This window comes from Microbacterium wangchenii, assembly GCF_004564355.1.
GTDB classification, from domain to species: domain Bacteria; phylum Actinomycetota; class Actinomycetes; order Actinomycetales; family Microbacteriaceae; genus Microbacterium; species Microbacterium wangchenii.
The window spans coordinates 1,073,452-1,090,711 of sequence record NZ_CP038266.1 but is presented as its reverse complement, the minus strand read 5'-3'; the positions used below and the strand labels follow the sequence as shown (position 1 = coordinate 1,090,711).

Below are 17,260 nucleotides of genomic sequence, written 5' to 3'. Positions count from 1 at the left end.
GTGTTTTGAGCTATTCAAAAAACGGCCGATCACTCGGGCGAGCCACTCGTATCCGTGGGCGCGAAGCACGGTCGGAGCATCCCACCGTCGTCGGAGCATGCGGCCGGCATCCTCCGACCTGGATGCGATTCTCCGACGCGCGTGGCACGCCGGAGCGCGGGCGCGGACCCTCAGCCGGCGATCAGGCGAGGCGTGCCGGCCTCGTACTCGGTGAGGTCGCCGTCCTCTCCGGCCCGCACGGCGCGCCCGCCGACGACCAGCATGTACGCCAGGAACGCCGCGAGCGCGAGCGCGCCGATCGTGATCTTCACCGCGACCGGCCAGGGCGCCGGCGTCACGAACCCCTCGATCACGCCGGAGAGGGCGAGGACGAACACGAGCCCGATCGCGATCGTGCCCAGCGACCGGCCGGCCGAGGCCAGCGCCTCGCCGCGCGAGCGGGGGCCGGGCGCCACCCACGCCCAGAAGATCTGCAGTCCGGCCGCCCCGGCCACGAGCACGGCCGTGATCTCCAGGAGGCCGTGCGGGAGGATGAAGGAGAAGAAGATGTCGCCGCGGTCGAAGGCGAACATCACCGCCGCCGCCGTGCCGACCCCGACCGCGTTCTGCACGAGGACCATGAGCGGCCAGATGCCGGTGATCCCGAACGCCACGCACTGCGCCGCGATCCACGCGTTGTTGGTCCACACCGTCCCGGCGAACACCGCGGCGGGGTTCTCGCTGTAGTACGAGGTGAACTCCTCCTCGGCGTAGTACTCGAGGTCGGCGCTGTCGCCGAGGGCCGCGACGGCGGTCGGATCGCCGGCGATCCACGTCGCCACGAGCGCCGTCACCGCGAGGAACCCGACGGCCACGGCCAGCAGCATCCAGCGCACGCGGTACAGCGCCGCCGGCAGCTGACGCAGGAAGAAGCGCGGCACGAGCGCTCCGGAGTGCTCGCGCACGCCGGTCAGCCGCAGCCGCGTGCGGGCCAGGAGCGTGGAGACGTAGTCGCCCTGCGGCGTGCGCCCGGCGGAGGTCTTGATGTCGGCGAGGTCGGCCGACGCCGCGCGATAGCGCGTGACGAGCTCGTCGACCTCGGCGCCGGACAGGCGGCGCGCGCGGCTCAGCGCGTCGAGCCTCGCCCACTCCTCCCGCCGTGCGGCGGTCAGGGCGTCGAGATCCATTTGCTTTACTGTACCCATGGCGCAAGGCCCCTCCCCCGACCTCGTGCGCATCGCGCAGGACGAGACCGTCACCGGTGAAGCCGTCGCCCTGGACGTGCAGTCGGCGGGGTTCTTCCTCCGTGCCCTCGGTGCGCTGCTGGACTTCCTCGCCGGTGTGGCCGTGCTCCTGCTGCTGGCGGCGGTGGTGACGTGGCTGGCGGCGGCCGGAGTGCTCAGCGAGGCGATGATCCGCCCGCTGGCGATCACGGTGCTCGTACTGGTCACCGTCGTCGTGCCCACGACCGTGGAGGCCCTCACGCGGGGGCGGAGCCTCGGCAAGCTCGCCGTGGGCGCCCGGATCGTGCGCGCCGACGGCGGGGCGATCGGGTTCCGCCACGCCTTCCTCCGCGCCCTCGTCGGCGTGTTGGAGTTGTGGTTCACGCTGGGTTCGCTCGCCGCGCTCGTGGCGATCTTCACCCCGCGCGCGCAGCGGCTGGGTGACCTCCTGGCCGGCACCTACAGCGAGCGCACCCGCACACGTCCCCTGCCGGATCCCGCGCCGGGAGTGCCGCCGGTCCTCGCCGGCTGGGCCGCCGTCGCCGATGTCGCGCGGCTTCCCGACCGCCTCGCCGCCCGCATCGCGCAGTTCGTGCGGTCGGCGCCCGAGCTGGACTCCGCCGCGCGCCTGCGCCTCGCCGAGACCCTCGCGGTGCAGGCGCGTCCCTTCGTCGCGCCGCTGCCGCCCGTGGATGCCGACCTGTTCCTCCACGGCGTCGCCGCCGTGCGGCGCGACCGCGAGCTGCGCGCCCTGCGCCTGCAGGACGAGCGCGTGGCCGCGCTGCTTCCCCCAGCCTCCTGACCCGCCGCATCCGCCCCGGATCAGGAGGATCGCCGAAATCAGGTCCGGATGCGCCCGATCGCGCCTGATCTCGGCAGATCGCCTGATCTCGCGCGCTATGGCGTGGGTCAGACGCGCAGGGTCTCGTGACGCACGACCACCCAGCCGCGCGGCACGGAGAGCCGGTCGGTGTGGATGGCGCACAAGTCGTGCGCGTGCGGGTCGTCCACGCGCCCCAGCGGCCCGACGACTGCCATCTGATCGCCGTAGTCGTACGTCAGTGTCGCCACGGCCTCACGGGAGCAGGCCACCTTGGAGCAGAGTCTGTCGCGCATATCGCCGCCAGCCTAACCGCGGGCTCCGTCATCGCCGCAGCGCCTCGCCGCCCGCGTCGTAGGATGGGGCCATGGTCCGCCGACGCACACGCGAACGTCTCCGCGCGAGACCCCCGCGCCACGGCCGTCACGGCCGCGAGAACCGCAGCCCGGTCGTCCGACCCCCGCTGCCCCCGCTGGACACCCGCGCGGAGCGGTTCGACCTGGCCGTGGGCACCGCCGCGGAGTTTCTGCGCTCGGCGTGGGAGGAGCTGCGGGACGTCTCGTTCGAGATCGGCGTCCTGCCCCCCTCCCCCGACGATCAGGGCATCCCGCGCTGGCACGTGCTGCGCGAGCAGAAGCGCATCATCCTGTACCGCGTACCGATCGAGCGGCTCAGCCACCTGCACCGCAACGACGACCTGCACCGGCGCATGATGATCGAGAGCGCGGTCTTCCGCGCCGCGGCCGAATACCTCGACCGCGACCCGTGGGACCTCGGCCCCGAGCGCTTCCGGTACTTCTGAGCGACTACGGGAAGACGACGATCGGCGGGGCCGCCGCATCCGCTCCCCACACGGGGTATCCGGCGAGCGCGCCGGCCCCGGCGAAGGACACGCCGGCACGCACCGGCGCGGACGGATCCAGCGCATACACGCCGGACTCGCTCAGTTCGACCTCCACGGCGCCGGTGGCCGGCACCTCGACGTCCTGCGTGGAGCCGTCGGGCGAGGTCAGGACGACCGTGGCGTCGGCGGCGCGGTCGTTGACGAACGACATCGTCGGGGACGCCCCGCGCGGCACCGCGACCACCGTGGGCAGGTCGACCTCGGGCGCCGCGGCGAACCACGCGTAATCGGATCCTTCCCCGAACCCGGTCGTGCTCCATGCCCCGGCCACGACCGGGGAGTCGGCCTCGACTCCGACGGAGTAGGTGCCGGCGGCGAGTCCGGGCAGTTCCAGCTCGATGGGGGTCCCGTCCGCCAGCGGGACGGTCGCCGTCTCGCCCACGGCGCGTCCGGTGTCGTCCCGCACCGACACGCGCGCTTCGCCGTCACCGGCGGGGGCGAGCAGCCGCACGAGGGTTCGTGCCTCCGCGCCCTCGTCGGCGGCGGAGGCGGACACGACGACTCCGGGGATGACCTGCCGGTCGGCGGCCGCCGCCAGCGGGCTCACCTGGTCGACGCCACCGGGCAGGAGCGTGCGGGTGAGGCTGGACTGCAGGGCCACGCTCACCGGCGCCCCAGCCGCTGTCACGTGCACGACGGGGCTGGCCTCGTCGCGCAGGAGCCCCGCGAGGGGCACGACGATCTGGCTCCGCGCCGGCACGACGCGATCCACGCCGCCGGGCGCGCTCTGGGCTCCCGCCGCGCCGTACACCGTCACCTGCACCGTCGCGGCGACGACACCGGGGTTGGTGAGGATCACGAGGTCGTTGGAGCCAGTCGTGGTGGCACCTCCCACGAGCCAGGACTCCAGGAGGGGCGGCCGGCACGCGGATGCGGCGAACCCGCGCAGATCCGCCGCATCCACCGACGCCGACCCGGCCGCCGCGACGGCGGCGGGCGCGGACCCGTCCGGGGCCGCAGTGAAGCTCAGCGGCCCCGCATCCGGCACGGGCCCCGTGAGAGCCCGCTCGGACGCATCGGCGGTGTCGGGCCCCGCAACGACGGACTGCGCGGCGGCCAGCTCCAGCTGACCGGCCTGCTCGACGACGCGGCCGAGCACCAGCAACGGCCCGTCACACGCCAGCACCGTGTCCGACGGCGCCGGCGTCGCCTCGACGCGCACGGGCTCGGTGGACACCGTGGGCCAGGGGAAGGCGATGGCCAGCACGACCGCGACGACCACGGCCACCGCGGCGGCGGCGCCGGCGATCACCCGCGCGCTGGTCAGTGCCCAGCCGAATCGGCGACGCTCGGTCATCGGGCCTCCCTGGGTGCGGGGCCGACGATGCGCGGGGTGCGCCGCGCGATCCGCCGGCTGGCGGCGGTGGGCACGGCCAGAAGCAGGCCGATGACGACGACGGCGATCTGCAGCAGCGCCAGCACCCGCGCGGTGTCGTGGACGGCGGCGCTCGCGTCGGGCCGGGGTTCGACGTCGCCGGTCACGCGCCACAGGACACCGCGCGAAGCCGCATCCAGTCCGTCGCGCTGATCCAGGGCGGTGGATGCGGCCAGCCGCAGCGCGCGGACGGCCTCGACGTCGCCGGTGGGGGCGGCGAGCATGACGAAACCGATGCCGCGCTCGGCGAGTGCGGCGACCGCATCGGGCCCCGTGGAGGTCACGAGGTCGGCGGCGAGGGCGGCCAGCTCCCGGTCGGCCGCGGTGGGTGCCGTGCGGGTGGCCTGGAGCGTGCTCTGCCCGCCGAGTGTCTCGCTGCCGCCCCACACGACCTGCACGACCATCCCGCTCCCCCGCGGGTCGATCACGATCGTGCCGGTGCGGGCGTCACCGCGCCCCTCCGCGGCGACGTAGGCGGGGAGGGTGGAGGCGGGGCCGTTGGTCAGAACCGCGGCATCCCGCGCCGACGCCGTGAGGGCCGGCAGTGCCGCCACCGCCACGCCGCCGGCGAGGATCAGCGCGACGGCGGGCCGCAGCATCCGCACGCGCGGCACCAGACCGGTGTCCAGGGTCACCGTCGCGGCGCCCAGCGCGCCGGCCCACGCGAGGCTCAGACCGGCGCCCGGCCACAGCGGCACCGTCGATGACCCGGCGAAGGAGACCGCGATCCCGACGGCGCCGAACGCAGTGGCCAGCCCGAGCAGCGCCAGCGCCATCATCGCCGCGGCTGCGGGCCAGCGGGGGGTGACCAGCGACGCCAGCGCGAGCAGGGCCAGCGGAGCGATCAGCAGCGGCACCCACCACACCGGCGCCCCCTCGAGGAACGCGCTCCATCCGGCGGGGTCGGGCGTGGGGAACCCGGCAGCCAGCAGCAGCCGCCCGCCCGCGTCGGCGGCGACGGCACCGCCGGTGGGCGGTCCGGGATCGGCGAGGATCGCCAGCAGGTTCCCCGCGCGCGCATGCGCCCACGCCAGCGGGGCGAAGAACACCGCCGTCGGCACCAGGAGCCACACGATCTTGGCGACGCCGCGGCCCCGGCGGGCCGCGACGACGGCGACGAGGATGCCCAGCCACGCCACGAGCACCGCCGGAGCCAGCGACGGCGCGCACGCCAGCACCGCCACCAGCAGGACCGACGCGCCGCCGGCGCTCGCCCACGACCGGTGCGCGACGCTGCCGGTGTACAGCAGCCACGGGAGCAGGAGATGCACGAGCACGGCCGTCGGGCGTCCGTCGATGAGGGCGGTGAGGAAGGGCGGGGCCAGCGCCCATGTCACCGCCGCGAGAATCCGCAGGAGGGAGCGCTCGGTGACCCGGGTCGCCGCGAACCACGCACCCAGCACCGCGAGCGGCAGGGCCAGCAGCCACAGGATCACCAGGGCCCGCGAAGGGTCGGCGGGCGAGAGCGTGCCCACCACGGCCACCACTGCGGCGAAGGGGTCGGCCGGGGCGATGTCGGCCAGGCCGAGCGCACGCTGACCGTACGCGGCGTCGGCCCACAGCTGAGCCACGCGCGAGCGCAGCGGGAGCAGGGCGCCGCCGCCCAGCACCGGCCAGGCCAGGAGCGCGGGGAAGACCGCCACCGAGACCGCCGCGGCTGCCAGCACCGTCCAGGCGCCGCCGCCGGTGAAGAACCGCAGTTCGGTGCGCACCGGCGCGGAGGGATCGGCGCCGTCCCCGTCCCACCGCAGGCGCAGCTGCGCGTGGCTCACCCGCAGGGGCGCCAGGCGCGACCAGCCGGCGCGGCGGGTGGTGCGGATCTGCCGCCGCGCCCGCGCGACGGCACCCCACCGCACGAGCACCACGAGGGTGGCCCACCAATCCGGTCCGACCCGGCCGGGCTGCTTGGCCACCAGGAGCGCGATCGTGCGCCACACCGCCAGTGGCAGCAGGGAGAGCCAGTGCAGCGGCACCGCGACGGCGGGCGCGTAGACGAGACGGCGGTGCAGCTCCGCCGTGCGGATGGCGAACTCCCGGCGGGTGGAGCGGTGCTCGGCGGGGAGGCCCGCCACGCCGTCGCCGGCCACCGCGACCACGGCGGAGGGCACGAGGGTGACCCGCTCCCCCGCCAGCCGTGCGCGCACACCGAGATCGAGCCCTTCGTCCGCTCCCGCGAGCGCGGGATCGAGTCCGCCCAGCTGCCGCCACGCCTCGCGCCGGACGAGCACGCCGCGGACGTCTGTGCCCAGCACATCCTGCGCGGCGTCGTGCTGCCCCTGGTCGAGTTCGCCCGCCGCCAGCTCGATCGCCCGCCCCGTCGGCGACATGCTCACCCCGAGCGAGACGATCTCCGAGCGGTCGTCCCAGCGGACGAGCTTGGGAGCGGCGAAGGAGACGGACGCCGCCAGTTCCAGGGCGCCGGCCAGGCGGGTGAGCGCCTCGGGGTCGGGCGCGGTGTCCTGGGCCAGGAGCCACACGGCCTCTCCGATGAGGCGGGGGGTGGCCATCGCGGTCGCCGCGGCGAATCCGGTGCCGTGCGCGGCGGTGATGACCCCTTCCGCGCCCGAGCGGGCGGCGATCTCGCGGAGCTCGGCATCGCCGCCGCACAGCACGATGGTCAGGGCGTCGACGGGCCGGGTCTGCGCCGCCAGCGCCGCGAGCGTGGCCCGCAGGTGTGCGGCAGCGGGCGTGCGCCCTTCCGGACGCACGACGAGGATCGCGTGGACTCGAGCGGGCATGACGGAATCAGCCTAGGGCGATCTCACAAGCGTCCCGCGGCGCACGCGCCGAGGGGAAGCGGATCGGGTTCAGCTCGCGCGGCGCTTGAGCTTGCGACGCTCGCGCTCGCTCAGGCCGCCCCAGATCCCGAAGCGCTCGTCGTTCTGCAGCGCATACTCCAGGCACGCGTCGCGCACGTCGCACGAGGTGCAGATGCGCTTGGCGTCGCGGGTCGATCCGCCCTTCTCGGGGAAGAAGGCCTCGGGGTCGGTCTGCGCGCACAGCGCGTCGGACTGCCAGGAGAGCGGGTTGTCCTCGACGTCCGCGTCGCGGCGCACCCCGGGCACGCCCAGATGGACGGGATCGACGAACCAGTTGTCGGGTACGCCGGAACGATACTGTGATCCAGCCATCTCGTCTCCCGCTTCCTCCACCACACGCCGGCCGCGTGTACCCCTAATTACACCGGTGTGATTCGCTGCGGTCAAGTCGCAGAGCATAAACCCTCACCCCCGACTTCAAACTTCACCACGCCCACGGCGTGTCGGGGTTGTTATGCCCGGCCGGGCATCGCCACGAAGGCGCGACCGGCGCCGGCGAAGCGCAGCGGGCTCTCCACGGCACTGGCCACGAGCGCCTGGCCCGGCTGCAGGGTGACCCGCTCACCGCTGGCTCCGGTGACTTCGACGATCCCCGCCACGGCGACGGCGAGCGCGATGCCGCTGAGCTCCAGTTCGGGGGTTCCGGTGTCCACCGTCACCGCTGCCAGGGCGAAATCGGGTACGCCGGGGTCGAAGATCTGGACGCCAGGGCCCGCCTCGCGGGAGGGCAGGCGGGGCGGATCGGAGGGTGCGGCGTCCAGCACCGCCATGAGCTCGCCGGCGTCCACGTGCTTGGGGGTGAGCCCGCCGCGCAGCACATTGTCGCTGGCGGCCATGAGCTCCACGCCGAGCCCCGACACGTACGCGTGCAGCACGCCGGCGGGCACGAACAGCGCCTCGCCGCGCGTCAGGATGACGAGGTTCATCAGCAGCGCCACCACCACGCCCGGGTCTCGGGGGTAGGCCTCGGCCAGGGAGCGGGCCAGCGCAAGCTCCGAAGTGAACTCCGCCGCGCTCGCGCCGCCCACCGCGGAGATGACGTCGGCGACGTCGCCGTCGGAGTCGGGGCCGAGCAGCCACGCGATGGTGTCGCGCAGCGCGGCCGCCGCATCCGCGCCCTCCAGGTGCGCGCGCAGGGCCCGCGGACCCGGGCCGTCGCCGAGTGCCTGGACCAGCCGGCGGGTCGCAGACAGCTCGCGCAGGCCCGCGAGCGCCTCGAACCGGTCGCTGACGGCGACGATCAGTTCGGGCTTGTGATTGTCGTCGCGGTAGTTGCGCTCGGCGGCGTCGCGGGGAACTCCCGCCGCCTCTTCGCGCGCGAACCCCGCCTCGGCCTGCGCCTTGGAGGGGTGCGCCTGGATCGACAGGGGCGCGCCGGCGGCCAGCAGCTTCAGCAGGTAGGGCAGGCGGGTGGGCACACCCAGTGCCGCCGACTCCTCCGCCAGCCACGTGTCCAGCGTGCGGCCGGACCCGTCCTCCACCAGGGCCGGGGATCCGGGGTGGTCACCGAACCACACCTCCGCCTCCGGCGCGCCGGAGGGCGCGCGCCCCTCCAGCTCGGCGATCAGCGTGCGCGATCCCCATGCGTAGTCGCGGGGCGAGTTCGAGATGCGGGTGAGCACGCGCCCAGCCTACGACCCGCCCGGGCGCTACCCTGAGATGCCATGGCGGTTCACACGAAGCATCCTGTCTCGGCGCCGCCCACCCCGCCCGCGCGGGAGAAGACCGCGCACCTGCTGCTGCGCGGATGGTGTGTCTTCGTGGTGCTGCTGGCCCTGGGCGGCACCGCATGGGTGCACGCGTTCGGCGATGTCGCCGCCGGTGCGCTGGCGGTCGTGTCGGGGCTCGTCTCCATCGTGCTGTGGCTCGTCGTGCGCCCACCCGTGCAGGGGCGGCGGATGCCGTGGCTCGCGCTGGGCTACATCGCCTGGGCGGCCGCCTCCGTCATCTGGAGCGCGTGGCCCGCCACGACGGCGATCACATGGCTGCTGCTGGCGACCACCACCGCGCAGGGCCTGTTCGTGGCCGCCGTCCTGACCTGGGCGGAGATCGTCCGCACCATCGCGTCGGCGCTGAAGTGGGTTCTCGGCCTGAGCCTGCTGTTCGAGCTGTGGGTATCGATCGTCATCCAGGGTCCGATCCTGCCCGGATGGGTGCGCCCCACCGAGAAGATGGACCCGATCGTCTACTGGTCGCGGGACAACCTGTTCGACTGGGACGCGCGCATCCAGGGCATCTTCGGCAACTCCAACCTGCTCGCCGGCGTCGCGGTGCTCGCGCTCGTCGTCTTCGCCATCCGCCTGGCCGATCGCGCACCGCGCCGGGGGCTGCTGCTGGCCTGGATGGCCGCGGCGGCCTTCCTGCTCGTGCGCGCCGGCTCGGCCACCGCCTACCTCTCCGTCGTCGCCATCGCCGTGGTCCTGGGCACCGTGCTGCTCATGCGCACCGCGCGCCGACCCGGGGAGCGCACGCGCTGGTACATCCTCTACGCCGTCGTGGGCCTGGGGGGCGGGTCGGCGCTGTGGTTCGCGCGGGACGCGATCTTCGGCATCCTGGGCCGCTCGGCCGACCTCACCGGGCGGGAGCAGATCTGGCAGCAGGTGTTCGAGCGCGCGTCGGAGCATCCCGTCATCGGATGGGGCTTCGCGACGCCGTGGCTGCCGGAGGATCCGCGCTTCGACGGGTGGATCATCGACCACGGCGAGAGCGTGCTGCAGGCACACAGCATGTGGCTGGACGCGTTCCTGCAGCTGGGGATCGTCGGCGTCGTGCTGCTCGCGCTGGCCTACCTCGCCTTCATCTGGCGGGCGTGGTTCTTCGCCATCGACCGCCCCCGGTTCCACCTGCGCGCCGACCGCCCCTACTCGCCGCTGAGCCTGCTCCCGACGCTGTTCGCCACGCTCATGCTGGTGCAGGGGGTGTCCGAATCGGGGCCGCTGCTGGTGTGGGGCTGGATGCTGTTCATTCTGCTGTCGTTCAAGATCGACCAGGCCCCGCTGGTGGGCGTGGGGCCCGCCGAGCAGAGCCTGTCGATCGAGCGCGGCGACCTGCAGAGCCGGGTGCCGTGAGCGGGGCTGTGCCGCTTCCCCTCCCGGGCCTTCCGGCACTGCTGGCCTCGGCATCCTTCGCGCGCGCCTACACCTTCACGACGCTCGCGACGGTCTTCTCCGCGTTCGCGATCCAGCGCGTCGCCGGTGAGGTGACGTTCCTCACGATCATCGCGGGCCTGTGCGTGCTCGGGGTGGGGATGCTGATCGCCCGGCGCGCGGAGTACTCCCTCGTGCGCCTGGCACCCACGACGGTGCTGATGTTCCTGATCTGGACGCTCGTGACCCTCGCATGGACCACCGACCGCGCCCACACCGTGTCGGGATGGCTGTCCCTGGCGGCCACCGCCCTGCTGGCCGTCGTGGTCGCCCTCGTCCGTGACACTCTGCAGACGGTGCGCGCCCTCGGCGACGTCCTGCGCTGGCTGCTGTCGATCTCGCTCGGGCTGGAGATCCTCTCCGGGATCCTCCTGGACATCCCCTTCGGATTCCTCGGCATTCAGGGGCGCATCGCCGAGCTCGGCCCCATCCAGGGCATCTTCGGTACGCGCAACCTCCTGGGCTTCGCCACGGTCATCGCCCTGATCACGTTCCTCATCGAGTACCGCACGCTCTCGGTGCGCACCGGAGTGGCCGTCTTCTCCGTGGTCCTCGGCGGCGTCACCGCCGTGCTCACCGACTCCCCCACCGTGTTCGTCCTCGCCGTCGCCGTGGGCGTGGCCGCCGCCGCGCTGGCCGTCGTCCGCAGCGCCCGGCCCGAACGGCGCAGCGTCCTGCAGTGGACGATCGGCGCCCTGGTGGTCGCCGGTGTCGGCATCGGCTATCTGCTGCGCAACCGCATCATCGACGTCCTCGGCGCCGGAACCGACTTCTCCCTGCGCACCGACCTGTGGCGGACCCTCTTCCCCTTCGTGCGGTTCCGGCCGGTGGAGGGGTGGGGATGGTACGGGCCGTGGACGGCGACCGACTACCCCTTCATCGCGATCAACCTGAGCCTCGGCGAATCCCACGCCTCCGCCCTCAACGCCTACCTTGACGTCCTCGTGCAGGCCGGATGGGTGGGGCTCCTGCTGTTCCTGGCGCTGGCGCTGATCGCGCTCGTACGCGCATGGCTGGTCGCCAGCGAGCGCCGGTCGGTCGTCCACGCCTGGACGCCGCTCGTCCTCATCGCGCTGCTGGTGGACTCGCTGTTCGAGAGCTTCACCCTCAGCGGCTTCGGCTGGTTCATGCTCGTGCTGTGCGCCGTGCGCGCGGGCCAGAGCCGGTCGTGGCGCGAGCGCGTGGGGGCGATGGACGACCCGAGTGCCCCGGAGCTCCTGCCGCTTCCCGGCGACGCTCAGGGCCTGGGCGGCGGGCGCGGGTAGGGGCACTCGCGCGCGGAGGCGCGCCTCGCACCCGATGAAGTGACGGTCAGGCGGGCGTGCCCTCAGTCACGACAAGGTAGGCTGGCACGCGTTCCACGCCCGACATCCGGAGTTCTCACGTGCCCTCAGTCTTGCAGAATGTGATTCTCCCGCTCGACCGGGACCCCGACCTCCTCCCGCTGTACATCGACGCGGAGACCTGGTCCATCATCGACGAGGACCCGGTCCGAGTCAGCGATCGCGCCCACGTGGGCAACGTGCTCGACCGCACGACGCTCCGGATCCCCGGGGGGGAGCGCGTGTCCTTCGGAACGTATTTCAACGCTTTCCCGGCATCGTACTGGCAGCACTGGACGCCGGTCCGACGGGTCCGATTGACCGTGCGGCTCTCAGGCGGCGCGACCGTGCTGGTGTACCGATCCAACGGTGGGGGGACGCCGCAGCGGATGGAATCAGCCCATCTGCCTGGTGAAGCCGACGAGGGCGGAGAGCTCTCGTTCGACCTGGAGGTGACGCGGTTCAGCGACGGCGGCTGGATGTGGTTCGACGTCGTGGCCGACGGCGACGACGTCGAGGTGCGAGGCGCGGAGTGGACCACGGATCAGGAACCGCGCGAGCGCGGTCTCGCCTCCATCGGCATGACGACGTACAACAAACCGGACTACTGCGTCCAGACCCTGCGTAGTCTGGCCGATGCCCCCGACGTCCTGGAATTGATCGACCGCGTCTTCGTGGTGGATCAGGGGGATCAGCTGGTGTCTGATGAACCGGGCTACGGCGAGGTCGCTGAGCGGCTGGGCGACACGCTGGCGATATTGAGGCAGGCCAACCTCGGCGGATCGGGGGGTTTCTCCCGAGCGATGAGCGAGTCGCTGGAGCGTCCAGACACCGCGTTCGTCCAGCTCCTCGATGACGACGTCATCATCGAGCCGGAATCGCTTCGGCGCTCGATCATGTTCGGGCGGTTCGCGTCCCGCCCTCTCCTGGTCGGCGGCCACATGTTCGACCTGCTCGACCGGCCCAAACTGCATGCGTGGGCTGAAGTGGTCGACGAACGGCCCTTCATGTGGCGCAATCTCTTCCAGGAGCGCATGCCCCACCACTTCGGGGAGGCCAATCTGCGGCAGTCCCCCATGCTGCACATGCGCATGGACGCCGATTACAACGGCTGGTGGATGTGCCTCATCCCCACAGAGGTGATCCGCCGCGTGGGGCTGGCGATGCCCGCCTTCATCAAGTGGGACGACGCGGAGTTCTGCCTCCGCGCCCGAGAGGCCGGCTTCCCCACGGTCTCTCTCCCCGGTGCGGCCCTGTGGCATGTGTCTTGGCTGGGCAAGGACGATGCGATCGATTGGCAGGCTTACTTCCATGCGCGCAACCGCCTGGTCGCGGCCCTCTTGCACTCCAATGCCCCGCGCGGTGGCACGTTGCTGCGACACAGCCGCAGAATCGACCTCAAGCACCTGATGATGATGCAGTACTACCCCGTCGCGCTGCGCATGCGTGCGCTGCGGGACGTCCTGTCGGGGCCGCAGCATATGTGGCCGACCTTGGCCACAGCGATGCCGGCAGCTCGCGCCCTGGCGGCTGACTTCCCCGAAACCCGCATCCACAAGGGCACCGACAGCATCCTCCAGGCGCGCCATGGGCGGCAGGTGTTCCGCCGTCTGCGGCGCAACACCTTCGACAGCCCCACCGGTCTTCGCCTGCGGTGGTTCACCCTCGGCACGCTCATCAAGCACTGGTTCCACGTGCCCAGACCGGAGAATCTGGAGACCCCCGAGGTCGAGTTCGGAAAAGGCGACGCCAACTGGTGGCGGCTCCCCCGCTACGACAGCGCGCTCGTCAGTTCGGCGGACGGGTCCGGCAAGAACGTCTACGTGCGCGACCGCGCGGCGTACCGTCGGATGCTGATGGACACCCTGGTCCTGCACTGGCAGCTCAAGCGGCAGTGGCGTCGGCTGGCGTCCGAGTACCGCCGTGCGCTTCCCGACCTCGTCTCCCTGGAAAGCTGGCGCTCCTACTTGCAGGATCCCCGGTGAGCGACGCGGCCGCCCCCTTCTCACCGTCCTCGGCGACCATCGCGGTCGTCACGTACAACCGGTCGGCTCTCCTGACGCGCCTGCTGGAGAGTATCGAGCGGATGGACCCCAAGCCGGGCCACGTGGTCATAGTCGACAACGCCTCCGTGGACGACACGGCTGACGTCGTCGAGTCGTTCCGGGAGCGCGTCGGCACTCAGCTCGTCTACCGCAGGCTCGAGACGAACACCGGCGGCTCCGGCGGATTCAGCGAGGGCATGCGCGTGGCCTACGAGCTGGGCTCGGAGTGGATCTGGCTCATGGACGACGATGTCGAGGTGATCCCCGACGGCCTCGCCCGTATGGGGAAGTGGGCGCCGCGGTTCCGCAGCATCCAGGGGCGCCGTTACGACTACGACGGCAGTGAGTTCTACTGGCAGTACCGCATCGCCGAGTCCATGGGCATCCCGATCCCCTTCGCGCCGGCCGGGTTCGATGCATCCGGATACAAGGAGATGAACTCCGGCTGCTTCGAGGGCATGTTCATCCACCGCGACATCGTCGCGAAGATCGGCCTCCCCGACCCGCGGTTCTTCATCTACTGGGACGACCAGCTGTACGGGTGGCTCGCCTCCCGCCACACGACGTCGGTCATCGTGGACGAGTTCGTTCTGCGCCGCACGCGCGAGATCAAGCAGTGGGACATGGGCATCCGCCACATGAACGCCTCGAGCGATGCGTACCGGTACTACATCATGCGCAACCGCGCGCTCATCAAGCAGTACTACCGCGCGCTGGGCGTGTACCGTCCGGTTCCGTTCGCGGCCGGCACCGCCCTCACCTTCGTCAAGGAGCTCATTCGGCTGCTGGCCGTCGAGCGGACCGTGCGCGGCACGAGCCACCTCTTCCGGGGGCTGCGGGACGGCGGGCGCATCGCGCGGGATCGCTCGTGGAAGCCGATGCCGCCGCTGACCGCGTCTCAGCCGGTCGCGTAGTCGGCGTTGTAACGGTCGAGCACCTCGGCGATCGGCGCGTCCATCGCGAGGGTCCCCTTGTCGAGGTAGAGCCCTCGCGTGCAGAAGCGACGGAGATCCTTCTCGTTGTGGCTGACGAAGAAGAGCGTTCGCCCCTCCGCCAGCAGTTCGTCGATGCGGCGATAGCACTTCTCGCGGAATGCCCGGTCACCGACGGCGAGAACCTCGTCGACCAGCAGGATCGGTTCGTCCAGCTGCGACACGACGGAGAACGCCAGACGCACCTTCATGCCGTTCGACAGGTGTTTGTACGGCGTGTCGACGAAGTCGCGGATCTCGGCGAAGTCGATGATCCCGTCGAAGCGGCGGTTGACCTCGGCGCGCGACATGCCACGCAGCCCCGCGGCCAGCCGCACGTTCTCCCGCACCGACAGGTCGCCGACGAAGCCGCCGGTGATCTCGATGAGCGGGGCGACGCCGCCGTGGACGGTCACGCCGCCTTCGTCCGGGATGAGAACGCCTGCCACGAGCTTCAGCAGGGTGGACTTCCCCTGCCCATTGCGTCCGACGACACCGATCGACTCACCGTGTCGCACATCGAAGGTCACGTTGCGGAGGGCCCAGAACTCCCCCGGGCGCGTGCGCCGCGTGGAGCCGGCGAACAGGTCCTTGATCGTCCGCTTGCCGCGCTTGTTCCGGCGGAAGCGCACGCCGAGGTCGCGCGCCTGGATCGCCAGATCGTTCGTGCTCATCACAGTTCCTTCAGGAGGGGCCGCTCCAGCCGCCGGAAGAGCAGGAGCCCGGCGCCGAGCAGGACGACGGAGATCACCGCGGAGCTGATGACGGCGGCGCCGTCCCACTGACCGGGGAAGAACCCCGCCCGGAAGAGGGTGAAGATCCCGGCGAGGGGGTTGCACACCGCCAGCCAGGAGAAGCCGCTGGGCAGGTCGGCGACGCCGTAGATGATGGGCGACGCATAGAACAACGCGCGCAGGACGAGGCGTGTGGTGCGCTCGAGGTCGGCGAAGAGCACGCACAGTGGCGCCACGATGAGACCGAGTCCGACCAGGAGTATTGCCATCAGCAGCACGCCCAGCGGGAACCACAGGAGCCCCCATCCCACCGTCGCCCCGCCGAGAACGGCGAACAGCACGAGGACCGGGAGGGAGAAGAGGAACTCGATGCCCTTGCTGAGCACGATCCGGTTGACCCAGATCGTCCGCGGAATGGCGGTGGACCGCACGAGTCGGGCGTCCTTGTTGAAGGCCCTCGTGAAGTCGGTCACCGCGGAGTTGAACCACACCCAGGGAAGCAGCGCGGTGATGAGGAACAGGATGTACGGCTGCTCTCCGACCGTGCGCTGGAAGATCTGAGTGAAGACGAACCAGTAGATCAGGCTCATCACGAGCGGATCCAGCACCGACCACAGGTAGCCCAGGGCGCTGGTGGCGTACCGCACTCGCAGGTCGCGCGCCGACAGAAGCCATAGGGAGTGGAGGTAGCGCCGGGCGGATCCGGGTGCGCCGACGGCGGTGGTCACGGCATCGATCCTAGGGCGCGGCGGCGAGCGGCTGCGACAGACTCACTCAGGCGAGGTGGTTGTTCCACATCGAGAGCGCCGATCCGATCGCCATGTGCATGTCCAGGTACTGGTAGGTCCCCAGCCGTCCCCCGAAGTGGACGCCCTTCTCCCCCTTGCTGAGCTCGCGGTAGGCCAGGAGCCCGGCGCGGTCCTCGGGCGTGTTCACCGGGTAGTACGGTTCGTCGTCTCGCGTCGCGAAACGCGAGTACTCGCGCATGATGACCGTCTTGTCGGCGGGGTAACGGTCGGCCCGCTCGGGGTGGAAGTGCTTGAACTCGTGGATGCGGGTGTACGGGATGTCGGCGTCGGCATAGTTCATGACACTCGTGCCCTGGAAGTCGCCCACTTGCAGCACCTCCTCCTCGAAGTCGAGGGTCCGCCACGACAGCGCGCCTTCGGTGTAGTCGAAGTAGCGGTCGACGGGGCCGGTGTACACGACGGGGACCTGTCCCACGGTCGCCGCCTTGTGCAGCGGCTGGGTCTCGTCGAAGAAGTCGACGTTCAGCTTGACGTCGATGCGCGGGTGGTCGGCCATCCGCTCGAGCCACGCCGTGTAGCCGTCGACGGGAAGTCCCTCCCACGTGTCGTTGAAGTACCGGTTGTCATAGGTGTAGCGGACCGGGAGGCGCGAGATGACCTCGGCGGGGAGGTTCGTGGGGTCCGTCTGCCACTGCTTCGCCGTGTAGTCGCGGATGAACGCCTCGTACAGCGGGCGCCCGATCAGGCCGATGGCGCGCTCCTCGAGGTTCGTTGCCTTCTTCGGGTCGAACTCCCCCGCCTGCTGGTGGATCAGCGCACGCGCTTCGTCCGGCGAGAACGCGGCGGTGAAGAACTGGTTGATCGTCCCGAGATTGATCGGCAGCGGGTACACGACGTTCTCATGATTGGTGTACACCCGGTGCACGTACGACGTGAAGTCGGTGAATCGGTTGACGTACTCCCACACCGTCGGATTGGAGGTGTGGAAGAGGTGCGCTCCGTACCGGTGCACTTCGATCCCCGTCTCCGGCTCGTCCTCGCTGTAGGCGTTGCCGCCGATGTGGTGACGACGGTCGATCACCGTGACCTGACGGCCGGCGGCTGCCGCGCGCTCGGCGATCGTGAGGCCGAAGAAGCCCGATCCGACGATGAGGAGATCCATGCAGGGTCGCT

General features: G+C 71.4%; 15 protein-coding genes. 6 read left to right on the top strand and 9 right to left on the bottom strand.

What is annotated here, in order from left to right:
- Positions 1–170 precede the first annotated feature (170 nt).
- Positions 171–1,166: a stage II sporulation protein M gene (locus tag E4K62_RS05055; RefSeq protein ID WP_135064371.1), complete on the bottom strand. Its 996-nt coding sequence runs from the start codon at positions 1,164–1,166 to the stop codon at positions 171–173.
- A 16-nt stretch (positions 1,167–1,182) separates the two neighbouring features.
- Here E4K62_RS05055 and E4K62_RS05050 point away from each other — a divergent pair, with 16 nt between their 5' ends.
- A complete protein-coding gene (locus tag E4K62_RS05050; RefSeq protein WP_135064368.1) occupies positions 1,183–2,004 on the top strand; it encodes an RDD family protein in 822 nt (273 codons plus the stop codon).
- A 107-nt stretch (positions 2,005–2,111) separates the two neighbouring features.
- On the opposite strand, the gene E4K62_RS05045 is transcribed toward E4K62_RS05050, so the two are convergent.
- Positions 2,112–2,318: a DUF3499 family protein gene (locus E4K62_RS05045; RefSeq protein WP_135064365.1), complete on the bottom strand. Its 207-nt coding sequence runs from the start codon at positions 2,316–2,318 to the stop codon at positions 2,112–2,114.
- Between the two features lie 71 nt (positions 2,319–2,389).
- Between E4K62_RS05045 and E4K62_RS05040 the strand changes: the two genes are divergently transcribed.
- On the top strand, positions 2,390–2,824 hold the full coding sequence (locus E4K62_RS05040; RefSeq protein ID WP_187270391.1) for a metallopeptidase family protein: 435 nt from the start codon (positions 2,390–2,392) through the stop codon (positions 2,822–2,824).
- A gap of 4 nt (positions 2,825–2,828) precedes the next feature.
- On the opposite strand, the gene E4K62_RS05035 is transcribed toward E4K62_RS05040, so the two are convergent.
- The 4 genes from E4K62_RS05035 to manA all read right to left on the bottom strand — a co-directional run bounded on the left by E4K62_RS05035 (position 2,829) and on the right by manA (position 8,742).
- Complete coding sequence (locus tag E4K62_RS05035) at positions 2,829–4,223, bottom strand: DUF5719 family protein (RefSeq protein ID WP_135064362.1); 1,395 nt, start codon at positions 4,221–4,223, stop codon at positions 2,829–2,831.
- Positions 4,220–7,039 carry a glycosyltransferase gene (locus E4K62_RS05030; protein ID WP_135064359.1) on the bottom strand — a complete coding sequence of 940 codons (2,820 nt, stop codon included), beginning with the start codon at positions 7,037–7,039 and terminating at the stop codon, positions 4,220–4,222. Before E4K62_RS05030 ends, E4K62_RS05035 begins: the two co-directional genes overlap by 4 nt.
- 69 nt (positions 7,040–7,108) lie before the next feature.
- Positions 7,109–7,432 carry a WhiB family transcriptional regulator gene (locus E4K62_RS05025; protein ID WP_135064357.1) on the bottom strand — a complete coding sequence of 108 codons (324 nt, stop codon included), beginning with the start codon at positions 7,430–7,432 and terminating at the stop codon, positions 7,109–7,111.
- 140 nt (positions 7,433–7,572) lie between these two features.
- Positions 7,573–8,742 carry a mannose-6-phosphate isomerase, class I gene (gene manA / locus E4K62_RS05020; protein WP_135064354.1) on the bottom strand — a complete coding sequence of 390 codons (1,170 nt, stop codon included), beginning with the start codon at positions 8,740–8,742 and terminating at the stop codon, positions 7,573–7,575.
- Positions 8,743–8,784: 42 nt separating this feature from the next.
- Between manA and E4K62_RS05015 the strand changes: the two genes are divergently transcribed.
- From E4K62_RS05015 to E4K62_RS05000, 4 genes are all read left to right on the top strand, one after another.
- Entirely contained in the window at positions 8,785–10,188 is a 1,404-nt protein-coding gene (locus E4K62_RS05015; RefSeq protein ID WP_135064351.1) for an O-antigen ligase family protein, read from the top strand.
- Positions 10,185–11,531, top strand: a complete 1,347-nt coding sequence (locus E4K62_RS05010) for an O-antigen ligase family protein (protein WP_135064348.1) — start codon at positions 10,185–10,187, stop codon at positions 11,529–11,531. The genes E4K62_RS05015 and E4K62_RS05010 overlap by 4 nt, the downstream gene beginning before the upstream one ends.
- Positions 11,532–11,671: 140 nt before the next feature.
- Positions 11,672–13,573, top strand: a complete 1,902-nt coding sequence (locus E4K62_RS05005) for a glycosyltransferase (RefSeq protein WP_240742822.1) — start codon at positions 11,672–11,674, stop codon at positions 13,571–13,573.
- Entirely contained in the window at positions 13,570–14,547 is a 978-nt protein-coding gene (locus E4K62_RS05000; RefSeq protein WP_135064342.1) for a glycosyltransferase family 2 protein, read from the top strand. The genes E4K62_RS05005 and E4K62_RS05000 overlap by 4 nt, the downstream gene beginning before the upstream one ends.
- Here E4K62_RS05000 and E4K62_RS04995 read toward each other — a convergent pair.
- Genes E4K62_RS04995 through glf form a run of 3 tightly spaced genes read right to left on the bottom strand, consistent with a single transcriptional unit; the run spans position 14,532 to position 17,249 of the window.
- Positions 14,532–15,278 (bottom strand): ABC transporter ATP-binding protein, encoded by a 747-nt coding sequence (locus E4K62_RS04995; protein WP_135064339.1) that lies wholly within the window; start codon positions 15,276–15,278, stop codon positions 14,532–14,534. The two genes, E4K62_RS05000 and E4K62_RS04995, sit on opposite strands and share 16 nt — an antisense overlap.
- Positions 15,278–16,066, bottom strand: coding sequence for an ABC transporter permease (locus E4K62_RS04990; protein WP_135064336.1), 789 nt, complete (start codon positions 16,064–16,066; stop codon positions 15,278–15,280). Before E4K62_RS04990 ends, E4K62_RS04995 begins: the two co-directional genes overlap by 1 nt.
- Positions 16,067–16,112: 46 nt before the next feature.
- Entirely contained in the window at positions 16,113–17,249 is a 1,137-nt protein-coding gene (gene glf, locus E4K62_RS04985; protein WP_135064333.1) for a UDP-galactopyranose mutase, read from the bottom strand.
- Between the last annotated feature and the right edge of the window lie 11 nt (positions 17,250–17,260).

Bases quoted from the DNA above. Each gene is read 5' to 3' on its own strand.
- E4K62_RS04995 (WP_135064339.1), bottom strand. From the start codon at position 15,278: ATGAGCACGAACGATCTGGCGATCCAGGCGCGCGACCTCGGCGTGCGC.
- E4K62_RS05055 (WP_135064371.1), bottom strand. From the start codon at position 1,166: ATGGATCTCGACGCCCTGACCGCCGCACGGCGGGAGGAGTGGGCGAGG.
- E4K62_RS05045 (WP_135064365.1), bottom strand. From the start codon at position 2,318: ATGCGCGACAGACTCTGCTCCAAGGTGGCCTGCTCCCGTGAGGCCGTG.
- glf (WP_135064333.1), bottom strand. From the start codon at position 17,249: ATGGATCTCCTCATCGTCGGATCGGGCTTCTTCGGCCTCACGATCGCC.
- E4K62_RS05040 (WP_187270391.1), top strand. From the start codon at position 2,390: ATGGTCCGCCGACGCACACGCGAACGTCTCCGCGCGAGACCCCCGCGC.
- E4K62_RS05030 (WP_135064359.1), bottom strand. From the start codon at position 7,039: ATGCCCGCTCGAGTCCACGCGATCCTCGTCGTGCGTCCGGAAGGGCGC.
- E4K62_RS05035 (WP_135064362.1), bottom strand. From the start codon at position 4,223: ATGACCGAGCGTCGCCGATTCGGCTGGGCACTGACCAGCGCGCGGGTG.
- E4K62_RS05025 (WP_135064357.1), bottom strand. From the start codon at position 7,432: ATGGCTGGATCACAGTATCGTTCCGGCGTACCCGACAACTGGTTCGTC.
- E4K62_RS05050 (WP_135064368.1), top strand. From the start codon at position 1,183: ATGGCGCAAGGCCCCTCCCCCGACCTCGTGCGCATCGCGCAGGACGAG.
- E4K62_RS05015 (WP_135064351.1), top strand. From the start codon at position 8,785: ATGGCGGTTCACACGAAGCATCCTGTCTCGGCGCCGCCCACCCCGCCC.